Genomic DNA, 11,498 nt, shown 5'->3' on the forward strand with positions numbered 1-11,498 from the left:
TTCTGTATAGAAAGCAGCTTACGCTATGGGCCGACGAACGGGGAACCTGGCTTTCAGCTCTCATTAGGGATCTACGATACCGCTCCCATCCCTGCAAACTCTGCATCGTACCGGCCGGTCAGGCGCAACAAGAGATTTTTCCCGAGCCGCTCTTCCCTCTTCAACCCGAATGCAGCCTCGAACAGGCGGCGGCTGTTGATTCCCGCCATCGAGTACACCACCGGATCCATTTCATTAAGCATCATCGACCCCCAGGTGCCCATTCGCTGCTCCCAATAAAAAATATCGAGGGGGTCGTGGTTGAAGAAGTCCGCCTGAAAGTCCGTTCGTTCGATGAATTCAGCGAAAGCACGGACGGCGAACCCGCGAAACTCGGGAGTCGGCTCCCCGACACGCCTGGTCAGGTAGATATCCGTGAGAGCATCCGGGCTCCTATCTGGAAGCTCCCGATTGTGGCGATTGTAGAAGCCGCGCAAGATCTCGCCACCGTAACCACGCACAAACACGTCACGCTCGTCAGCCACCCGCGACATATTTGCTGTCAACGCCGACTTGCCGCGGGAAAAACCGGTTGCGATTTCCGTGGCGTCCATCAAGCTGCTATTTTTTGCCTCCGCCGTTTTCCGCCCAACATCCATGAACTTGTGGCTGGAACCGAGATGCCGGACCATCCGCTTCACAACCGGCAGCTCATCAGGCGGCAGCCGCCCACCTCCCCAGGTTACCAACCTGTGCGGAACATCATAGGCCCGAACCCCTGCGAGCAGGACGCGACCATCCACGCCCCCGGTCAGGCCGAACAAGCCAACGCCGCGATCGCGGAGGAATGCGCTGAAGGTCCGGAAGTATTCATCAGCAACCTCGGCGAAGGAGTCGAAATCCGAAGCCTCGACGTCACCGCGCGGCCAGAACCTGACAGGCCCGGATCGCTCGGCGCTGTAATAGTGATTCGGAGTCAGTGCGAAGATCCCGCGATACATCGTCCTATCACCGGGCAAATAACTGGTGCCCCGCTGTTTGTATTCCGGGCTGTCCCGATAGGCGATCGCGGCTGGATCAAGCGTCTCTCCGCAAACCTTGGCCACCAACGACGCATGCGAACCCACGAGTACGCCCGGCCCACCGCGATAATAGAGAGATCGCGAGCCAAAGGCATCGTGGTAGAAGCGAATCCCGCCGCCACGGCAGATGACCAAAGCGAAGCGGCCACCAAGCTGGTCGAGGGCTGAATAGTCCTCCCGGGCAGCCAGCATGCAAATGAGGTCGGGCACTGAGCGCGCGCCGTGAGCGACATATATATCGCCAAGCACGACCGCCTGCCATCCGCTCTCCTCGAACGACTGCACCTTCGTCTCAGGATGAGCAAATCCCACCAGTCCGCCTACGAGGAAACGTCTCCAATGAGAGACCTCTCCCAGAGCAAGACTTCGCGCTTCGTCGGCCAGGATGAAGCCGAATCGGAAACCGCGATCCATTGAACTCATCGTCAGAGACGGAAGGTCTGGTCGTCCGCTTCAAGTCGTCCCTTGACATCAAAAATGATCCCCCCAGGCTTGAGCAGCGACTTCAGATCCAAGCTGGCCTCCGGTCCGACAAATTGCTTGTGTGCGACAGTCAGCAAGATCGCGTCATAAGCGCCCGCTACCGGAGAACCGGAAAGCTCGACGCCATATTCCCGAAGCGCCTCGTCGGGATCAACCCATGGGTCGTATACGTCAAGCTCGGCGTTCGTGTCCTTCAGCTGGGCAATAACTTCTACCACCTTGGTGTTACGGACATCGGGACAGTTCTCCTTGAAGGCAAGCCCCAATACGAGAATGCGGGACCCGACGATATTGAGCTTCGCCTTTGCCATCAAACGCATCAGACGGTCCGCGACATGCGGCCCCATGTCGTCATTGATCCGGCGCGCCGCCAGGATCAGCTCCGGGTTGTAGCCAAGCATAGTGGCCTTGTGGGCGAGATAGTACGGGTCCACCCCAATGCAATGTCCGCCCACCAGGCCGGGAACGAATGGCATGAAGTTCCACTTCGTCCCCGCCGCGGCGAGCACGTCATGGGTATCGATCCCGATACGGTGAAAGATCCGCGCCAGCTCATTCATGAGCGCTATGTTCACGTCGCGCTGCGTGTTCTCAATAACCTTGGCCGCCTCTGCCACTCGAATGGAGCTTGCCTTATGAGTGCCGGCGGTAATCACTTTTCGATACAACGCATCCACGAACTCGGCCACTTCGGGAGTTGACCCCGCTGTCACCTTAACGATCTTGGTGACCGTCCGCTCCTTATCACCTGGGTTGATGCGCTCCGGACTGTAACCACAGAAGAAGTCCTCGTTGAATTTCAATCCAGATGACCGCTCCAGAACCGGCACGCAGACCTCCTCGGTCACTCCGGGATACACGGTCGACTCGTAAACAACGATATCGCCCTTTTTGAGAATACTGCCAATCGCCGCACTTGACTTCAGCAGGGGGTCGAAATCCGGCCGACGCGCCGCATCGATTGGGGTCGGCACGGTAATGATGTAAACATTACACGCCTCCAGATCCTTGAGCTGATCGGTATATTCCAGCTGCCCGGCGCTGGAAAGATCCTCAGGAGCAACCTCAAGGGTCCGATCAACCCCCTCCTTCAGCTCGGTCACCCTGACGGAATTGATGTCGTAACCAAGAACTGGAAAGTGCCGCCCAAAGGCAACTGCCAACGGCAGCCCAACATAGCCGAGCCCAACAATGGCAAAGCGCGTGTCCGAGATATTCACTAATTTCATCCTGTGACTGTTGCGTCTAGTTTTCCAGTGATTTTTTGATCACCGGCTCAAGAAGCGGGGCGAAGGAGCGCGCGTAGGTCGCTGTCAGATGGTGGCGGTCACGCCAGAGAATCACATCATCGCGGATCGCCGGGCAAACGCCACGCTCGCAGATCTGATCGTTAACGCTGATGAAGTTCACATCAGGGCTCGACTGCATGGCGAGAAGAATAGAGTCGGGGCTCTTCAACGCGACATCGGCCGGAGTATCACAAGCGCCGGGCGCCACGCGCAGCGCACTTAAGCAATCAGGGACATCCTTGCGCATCCAAGGGGTATCGGCCACCACCACGACTGGAATTTCCAAGGAGCGGAGCTCACCCCAGCGTTCCAACAGGCCCCTGGCAAGTTCCTGTTGACTCTCTTCGCCACGTTCCTTTCCGAAAGCGCGGTGTCCCCGGGACTGGCTGGTGACTACAAGCGACGGACCCAGGGTTTCAAGCTTCTCCATCAACTTCCGGTTCCACTCGCTGCAAGATTCGTACTCTTGACCACCAACCTGGACAACCGCGTCGGAGAAGGCACAAGCAGACTTGGTAAAGCTATATACCGCCCAGTCATTCTTATCGGCGATTTCCTGTAAAGGCGGCAGCCACTGAGCTGCATGGGAATCTCCCGCCAAGATGATCCGAGTACCAGAATCCTGGTCGCCGTAGATACAAAAGTCCGGCTCCGCGGAAACCTGATTAACATGACATCCATCCGCATACAGATCGGGATTATCGCGCTTAGCAGCCACGGCTCTCTGAGCCAGATCATTGGGGAGCGGGATGGAGGTGGCGCTTGGTACCTTTATCTCTTCAAGACCATCGACACTCCGCAAAGCTCTAGCAAACGCCGGAGCCAAGGAACGAGAGTAGGTAGCCGTCAGGTGCGCGGCCCCTCGGTAAACCGTAATGTTCCCAACCACGGCACTGCAGGTTGTCGCCGCACAAATGGCATCCGTCAGATCCACGAGATGACTACCCTGGACCTGTGCGGCTGCGGCAACCATCGGGTCCAAATCGCGGGTGGCCCGCTGCCGGGGTCGCGAACAAGTCTCCGGTTCCTTCGACGTCGTGCAGTCACTACCCATGGAGGGAGTGCTCCGAACGAAAACGATATTGCCCGCCAAGCCACCAATCTCTTCGGCTGCGTCAACAAGACCTTGTGTCAGCAGGTTAGCCCGCTCGGCTCCGCGCTCTGCGTCCATAATCCGGCCAGACGGAGACTGTGCCACCACGACAAGATCAGGTGAAAGCTTCTTGATCTGCGCAGGCAACTTCTCCCGCCATTCCTCACACGCGGCAAAGGGCATGTCATCGGTATTGCGCGGCCGGACGTTACCCAGCACGCAGCCGGTCTTGACCACCACATCCAATGCCCAGTCATTGACTCGCGCAAGTTCCGCCAGCGCCGGTTGCCATTGGGCGGCATAGGTGTCCCCGACGAGCACTACCCGATAATCACTTTCCTGATTTCCATAGCGACATACCTTTACCTCCGTGCCATCACCACGAGACATGCACCGATCGCGATATGGCGCCGGCACATCATCGCGCGCTGCAGAAGGAGCAGGAAGGATCGGTGCTGATGGAACCGGAACGCCATCCGTCAAAGCAGCCGCGCCAGGATTCGGCACTGGCTCACTCTCGCCAGTGGCAATCGTTCTGCCGGGGCTGGCGCCTGAGTCCCATGGCCGCGGGGCTGCCCAAGCCGCAGCCAGACTTACAGCGATGCACCCGACCGCCAAGGCGAACGCCCGTGCGCTTCCCCGGCGGTCGACCGTCGCGCTCCGGAATCTATCTTCCACCAGAACCTTGGACTGGTGGGCCAGCGCGCAAGAAATCGCAAAGACCGCAACGCCATCGATGAACGACGGAGCTCTCCCTACCACCGCCGCGTAGAAGATGATGACGGGCCAATGCCACAGGTACAACGAGTACGAGATATCTCCAAAGTACTGAAGGGGCTTCTGGCGCAGGATGGTGTAGGCACTGAACCACCGGGGTGATTCGCCCCCGAGCAGCACCAGCGCCGTACCGATCACTGGAAGCGCGGCCGTATACCCGGGAAACGCCGTTATCTCATCAAACGTGACCAAAGCGACGGCGATCATTGCCAAGCCGACCCATGTAGCAATTTCACGAACTCCCAAAGGGAGGCTGCGCCATCGGAAGGTAACGGCCAGCAGACCGCCCACCCCCAACTCCCATGCACGGGTCAATGTGGAAAAGTACGCAAGCGAAGGATTGGTTTTGGTCAGCCAGATCGAGTACGCCAGCGAAACCGCCACAACCAGCGCTACCAGCGAGGCAAACACGCGACCGGGCTCCTTGCGCCAAGCGCCTGGGAGCATCCCTACCAGCATGAGCACGAGCGGCCACGCAATGTAGTACTGCTCTTCGACGGAAAGCGACCAGAAATGCATGACCGCATTTGGCGCGGACTCGGCTGCCAAATAGTCGACAGCCTGGGCTGCGAGCCACCAGTTCTGTACATACAACGCGCTGGCCACGATCCCGGAAATAGTGCCGTCCCACTGGGTACGAGGCAGCAGGGGCAACAGAAACGCCACCACGACCAATACAACTGCGGCCGCTGGCAGCAGCCGACGAATGCGTCTTACGTAAAACTCCCGAACCGAAATGCGACCAGTCTTACTGAACTGTTTGAACAGGATCCCTGTAATCAGGTACCCGGATATGACGAAGAAGACGTCCACGCCAACGTAGCCGCCCGGAAGAGCCTCAGGCCATATGTGGAACACGAGCACCGCGAGAACGGCGATTGCTCTCAAAGCCTGAATTTCGAGACGGAACCCGCTTCCGGCGAAACCGGAGACGCCGGTCGTTGCTTGAGGAGGGGAGCTACTCATTTGTGCGGTTCCCGACACTTGAGAGCGGCTAGCATGCCGCTGATGCGTTGAAAGTAGGACTGATGGCTGAACCGTGCCTGCAACTCGTTGGCGACGCGCTCGCGGATCCTGGAACGGAACTCGGCGTCGGAATGCAGCTTCCGAACGAGCCCCATCACCTCTGCCGCTTCACAATAGAGTGCCGCGTCGCCGAACGCTGGTCGAAATTTCTCGGGAAGCAGCACAATTCGTCCACTTGCGATGGCCTCCAGTATTGATCGCCCGAATGCCTCCACAATCTGATCATTGTCAAAGTAAACGAAGTAATCGATGCCCCTCAGAAACTCTCGGACACCGAGCTCCCCATAGGCCATTACTTCCCAATTTCTCGGGACATCCTTACCACCCAGCAACGTTTCACAAGCGCGCACCCCTCCCATGATGCGCACTTTCACTTCATCAGAGGAGGGGTAAGCCTGCAAAAGCTCAGTCGCTGTGGAAGGAAACTTCAACAAGTTATCTCTGGAGTATCGACCAATTACCGGGACGCCCACGTTCTCATCACGCTCTTCCAGGCGCCATTCGGAGGCCTTCAGTATCCCGGGCATGTCGACTGGATCAATCAGAGCAGGCGGGATCAGAGGCTCCAGAGCTTCCCGCACCAACGGTCCCTGCGGAATCCAGATGGGGTCCAATCCGAAAAGCGCCCTTGCATTGCGAACGCAGTCGGAAACGCAATAGCGCACATCCTCACCGTTGCGCTCGTTGGGGGCTTGGTTGGCAACGATGATGGCTGAAGCAAGGTTCCACTCAACTGCCTCAGCCTGCAAATACTGCAGGATTGGTGGATATCTCAATATCGCCAAACGAACATCGATGGGATCGAACGTCGTGATCTCGTCCACGACCCCGTCCTGAACAAGCACCCTTACCGGCTCGCAAAGTGGATGCTTTTCCCTTGTCATGAACCGAAATGCTTCTAAATGACAAATGGACATCCGCAACCCCCGGCCGCTCAGAGCGCGGATTTCCTCGATCATCGATTTCTGAGGGCCGCCGTACTGTCTCCAGTCGCCGATGAACACAACATCATACGAATCGGAAGGCGTATCCCTATCTACCCGGAACCGCTTCGGAGCGGGAAACGGACGCCGGTTGGAGTCACGCTCAAGAAATGGGGTCGCTTCCCCTAGTCGGATACGTCGATGCCAAAGCTCATAAGCTTCCCGATAGACCCGACGTGACGGATGTCGCCATCCCGGCTTGAACTCAGCCCTTGACAATGAATTTGGTTCTAGTCGCACGAGAGCCAGAGGCATCTTCTCGTCAAGCCCAACTACACCTCCTTCGAATGCCGCAGAAATTCGCATTGCGTACTCTGTGTCTGCGGCTTTCCTTACCGAATCAAAGAAACCGACTCGCTCAACTACCTCGGCGCGACGAATCATGAGGGACGACGCGTTGCCTTGTATGGCCGGGCTACCAGGATTGGCCAGCAGCATCTGCTCGTCCAGACGCAGGCTGGCGCTTTTGGTAGCCATTACGCTCCCTTCTTTAATCATCGGCAGAACTTGCAGTTCAATACGACGAGGATGACTATAGTCGTCGGAATCCTGGAAGGTGACGAAGTCACCCGTCGCCGCCACCAGCCCACGGTTACGGGCCACATACGTACCCTGGTTCACCTTCTGGCTGAGCACTTGGACACGGGGGTCCAGTTGAGCGCACTCACCCAGAATCGCATCGTACTGAGGTGGCGAGCCATCGTCAATAATCAGCACTTCGAGATTCTGCCACGTCTGCGCAAGCACGGAGAGGACCGCCGACCGCAAAGCGGCTCCAGGTCGCCAGGTAGTTATTATAACGGTGACTTTATATTCACTCGCGACGGCCATCTCTGCGGCACCGATGAACCCAACTCGATCCAATCGGGCGGACTCGCCTTCCGACCTCCGGAGTTGAAGGCCGTTCAATCCCCACTCGTTGAAAATTGAATTGAAAGCCTTTAGCCAATCTTCCTCATTACCCGTCCACCTCGGATGGAGGAGATCGATTTCGACGAGCCTGCGATCATGCTTGTTGAGCTTGAGCAGCTTCTCGAAAGCCAACGCCGTACCGTAGCGGTCCAACCGCAGGGCTGCATTGATGAAAATAGCGCCCCACTTCCTGGGGACCACCGTTCCATGGGTCGATACGATTGCCTCACATAACGACACGCCATTTAACAGGTCGTCGGGCCGCAGCGCTTGCAGGACCAAAACTCTAGCCAGCCGAATCGCCAGATGCGGATCGAATTCCGCCAAGATCGCGAGGGCATGCGCACGCCGGCTATCAACCCTCGTTGCCTCGACATACCGAATCAAGTCCAAGAACGACAGCCGCCCTCTGGACGCCAGACGAGCAAGAAGTTCGCGGCCGTTCTCGGACCCGGTCCGCAAGATGGTCGCGTCAAGCCTTAAGGAGTCTTTAGTCTTCTCCGCAATCTCCAGATAGTCCCTGACCACCTCGGGTATTTCCGGCAACGACTTTCCGGCTCTGGCAAGCGCGCCAGATTTTCTCGTGGGGACCATCGGAAGCGAGGATAACGCCATCCCCGGCAGCTCCACCCCACGACTGGCTTGTTCCAGGTATCTCCTGCCTAGCTCCACCTGCGCGAAGAACTTCTCCTTCTCGCGAGCTACAGAAGCAACAATCGAGTACACGTCTTCCGGAGTAGCCTCGATTACGGCACCCTGAAACCCGGCCGCATGCCGCTGCGACGAGATCACCACACAGCCACTTGCCATCGCTTGGGCGAAAAGCCTGACCGGGGTTGGGCTGCCCGCACCGTGGTCAAAATATACGAAGAAATCGCAACTGCTCAAGAATACGTCAGGACCCAAAGCCTCTTCTGACAGCACTGTCCAGCTGGCCGGCATTGGGCGGTCACCCAGCACAGTCCGCAACTCGGCCTCACCGCCCAAAAACTTTGTAGGCGCCCGACCTGTAGGGGGGTAGGCTCCCAGCAGCTTCTCCCGGTCCCGCGGGAAGCTCGCCGCACCGTCAGCCGCGATACGTCCGATCACCGGGCGACGGCCAGCAAAGTCGCGCGCGGGCGAACGCCAGGAAGACACGTCCACAATGACAGGATAGGCCGACCCGACGATTGCGGTCCGCGGAAGGATTTCTTTCAGCTGGCTGGAAAGCTCAGGCTCGACGCGCCATTCCGGACGACAGCCGAACGCGTCCCGAAGGTTCCGGTCACAGGCAACCGGGCAATACCAGATCTCGCCTCGCCCATTGACCAGCGGCTCGGTGGCAGCCACTACGATCCGCTGCGGACGCAGACTGACGTCCGTCGGAGACAGAAACAGCGCGACCTCCGGTCGACGCACAACCAGCAAGGATGGAGCGAACGCATCGGTCGAAAGGACCTCGTGCACCTTTCCCTCTTGAAGCAGCCGGGAAATGGGGGTCCAGAAGGTGTCGATTCGCTCGAAGCCCATATCCCGCAGCGAGCGCAGGTGCATTACACCCACCTTGAGCCCGGCGCGCAGCGCGACATTTATTTCGTCAAGAAGCACGCGAAGATGCAACGGTCCAGTGACCCCTCGCATGTCATCTGTAAAGACGATATCCAGCTCCGGATCAGGTTGAGCAGTGACCCGGAACCGAGCGGGCAGCGGGAACCGGTTCGGACGCTCTTCCACGTGCTCCAGACGAAGCGCGTCAGGCTCGCAGTTAGCGTGCCAGAACTCGTAGCTTCGGCGGTACGCGGCGCGGCTTGGATGACGCCATCCGGGCTTGAACTCCGCGGTAGAGAGAGAGCCTCGGCTCTGGCGGATCATGGCCAGATTGTGCTCAAGCGTACGGTGACTCTTTTCGCCAAACACCCGGCGAATTCGAAGCATGTACTCCGTATCGCCTCCTTTCCGGGTGGCGTCATAGAACCCCACGCGCTCAAGGACCTCCGAGCGGCGGAACATCAGTGACGAGGCGTTCTCCCGCCTTGCCTGAGTACCTGGCGCGTTGAAGACCAGCGCCGGATCGCACCGGAACGCGTGACTGGTCGTCGAAATGCGGCGCCTGCTTTTCAGCAGCACCTTGACCTGCTTCTCGATCCGGCGGGGGTGGCTCCAGTCATCGGAGTCCTGACCAGTGACAAATTCTCCGGTTGCCGCGCGCAGCCCGTGGTTCCTCGCTTGATAGGTGCCGCCATTGCGATCAAGTCTGATCAACTTGACCCGCGGATCCAACGCCGCGGCACGGTTCAAAATCGGCAGATAGGAATCCGGCGAGGCATCATCCACCAGCAGGATTTCAAGGTTCCGCCAACTCTGATTTATCAGCGACCGGATTGCTGTTACCAGCCCTGTTCCAGGTTGCCACGAGGTGACGATGATGGAGACCAGAGGCCCGTCTGTGATGACAACATCGGAGACACACGCAAGCCGGTCAAATGGATCGCCGGAGCCCACCTCGAGCAGCGAGGGCGCCTCGATCCCATCACGGCGGAAAATCCGGCCAAACGCGTTTACCCACTCACTTTCGTCCGCAAACGAAGAAGGTCCGTGGGGGTTTGCGAGGTCTGCCTTCATGATCAATGCGTCAAGGCGGGAACCCTTGATGCCGGCAGCGAGGGCATCTGCCAGCTCGAACTCTCCCAGATCGAACGCGAGGTTCTGGAATAAACGTGCATGATCGGGGCGGAATGGCTCCCAACCTTCCTGCCGGTATATCCACTCCATGGCCCGGAGCCCGTCGGACTTTTCGGCTTCTCCATGGGCTTGCAGCACCGCTATCCGCGCGATCCGTACCACCATCTCCGGGTCTACGGGTCCACCCGCCAGGCGAGCTAAAGACTCCAGCGTGCTGCCACGCTGCAACACATGCCGGAACACGTCTTCGCAGCGCATGCGCCCATTCGTCGCATGAAGCGCCAGCAGATCCAGGGCACGCCTGGACCCCATTCGCAGGATAAGCCGGTCCAGCACTCGATTGTTGGGAAGCTGATCGACGAGTTTGAGGTATGTTCGAAGCGTGTCCGCATACATACCCCGGCGACGCCTCAACGCCTCCAGTTGCCCGGATGAGCCGGCTGTTTGGGTCGCTGCGTTCATGGCCGACCTGTCGCGTTCCACTCCACCGCCACGGTGCGCGGACCGATGGAGTGCTCAGCGCCCACTGACCTGAACTGCTCGCGCCATCGGGTCAGCGCTTCCCGCTCCTCCTCCCGGTGCACGTCATCCAGAACAATCAGTGCTCCTGCACCGATGCCGGGTTCAAGCAACGGAACAGCCGGGTAACGGGCATGATCCCCCGTGGCCTTCGGCGGCCCGTCGACCAGTAGAAGATCAATTCCGGCGAGTTCCTTCCACGCGTCGCGCGAGTACCAGCTGTACTCTTCTCCTCCGACATCGAACGCCTCCAGTGGTGCAAACCGCACCTCGGCGTGTTCGGACAGGCCATGCCGTTCGACTTCTTCCAAACTGGCCTCTGCGTACTTCTCAAGATGCTCCAGAGCGATCACCTTCGCTCCGACTTCTCGAGCAGCATATGCAAGCCATACGGTGGAAGCGCCGGAGCCACATTCCACGATCAGTTTGGGCTTCCGCTCAAGCACGATGTGAAGCAGGCGCGCCAAGGAGGTTGGCTCCAGCGACCATGCGGTCATTTGCGGAGCAATGGCCGTGGGGCGCACCGTCTGATGCAAGTTCTGCATTGACCAGATGTCATTGAGGACATCGAAACGAAGATGACCGGCACCGATCTCGCGACTCAGTTGCTTGAGTGGGACCACGACGTGCTTCTCCAAGGACTGCCATTCTTCAGATGCCGCCTTGGCCGAACGCTCCCCAAGCTCATCGAAAC

General features: G+C 58.7%; 5 protein-coding genes. All 5 read right to left on the minus strand.

The genetic code is table 11. From position 1 onward, the window contains the following. Window positions 1-71: 71 nt before the first annotated feature. Window positions 72-1,475 (minus strand): asparagine synthase-related protein, encoded by a 1,404-nt coding sequence (locus tag G545_RS0112865; protein WP_154656600.1) that lies wholly within the window; start codon window positions 1,473-1,475, stop codon window positions 72-74. An 11-nt stretch (window positions 1,476-1,486) separates the two neighbouring features. Next, a complete protein-coding gene (locus tag G545_RS0112870; RefSeq protein WP_036135727.1) occupies window positions 1,487-2,773 on the minus strand; it encodes a nucleotide sugar dehydrogenase in 1,287 nt (428 codons plus the stop codon). A gap of 16 nt (window positions 2,774-2,789) precedes the next feature. Next, complete coding sequence (locus G545_RS15465) at window positions 2,790-5,669, minus strand: acyltransferase family protein (protein WP_081677901.1); 2,880 nt, start codon at window positions 5,667-5,669, stop codon at window positions 2,790-2,792. Further along, a complete protein-coding gene (locus tag G545_RS15470; RefSeq protein ID WP_154656601.1) occupies window positions 5,666-10,747 on the minus strand; it encodes a glycosyltransferase family 2 protein in 5,082 nt (1,693 codons plus the stop codon). The genes G545_RS15465 and G545_RS15470 overlap by 4 nt, the downstream gene beginning before the upstream one ends. Next, window positions 10,744-11,498: O-methyltransferase (locus G545_RS15475; protein ID WP_211220265.1), on the minus strand; the 755-nt coding region annotated here is incomplete at its 5' end. The genes G545_RS15470 and G545_RS15475, both read right to left, overlap by 4 nt.

Source organism: Lysobacter defluvii IMMIB APB-9 = DSM 18482 (assembly GCF_000423325.1).
GTDB classification, from domain to species: Bacteria; Pseudomonadota; Gammaproteobacteria; order Xanthomonadales; family Xanthomonadaceae; genus Novilysobacter; species Novilysobacter defluvii.

Excerpts from the sequence above, each read along its gene's own strand:
- G545_RS15470 (WP_154656601.1), bottom strand. The coding sequence starts at position 10,747 with ATGAACGCAGCGACCCAAACAGCCGGCTCATCCGGGCAACTGGAGGCG.
- G545_RS0112870 (WP_036135727.1), bottom strand. The coding sequence starts at position 2,773 with ATGAAATTAGTGAATATCTCGGACACGCGCTTTGCCATTGTTGGGCTC.
- G545_RS0112865 (WP_154656600.1), bottom strand. The coding sequence starts at position 1,475 with ATGGATCGCGGTTTCCGATTCGGCTTCATCCTGGCCGACGAAGCGCGA.
- G545_RS15465 (WP_081677901.1), bottom strand. The coding sequence starts at position 5,669 with ATGAGTAGCTCCCCTCCTCAAGCAACGACCGGCGTCTCCGGTTTCGCC.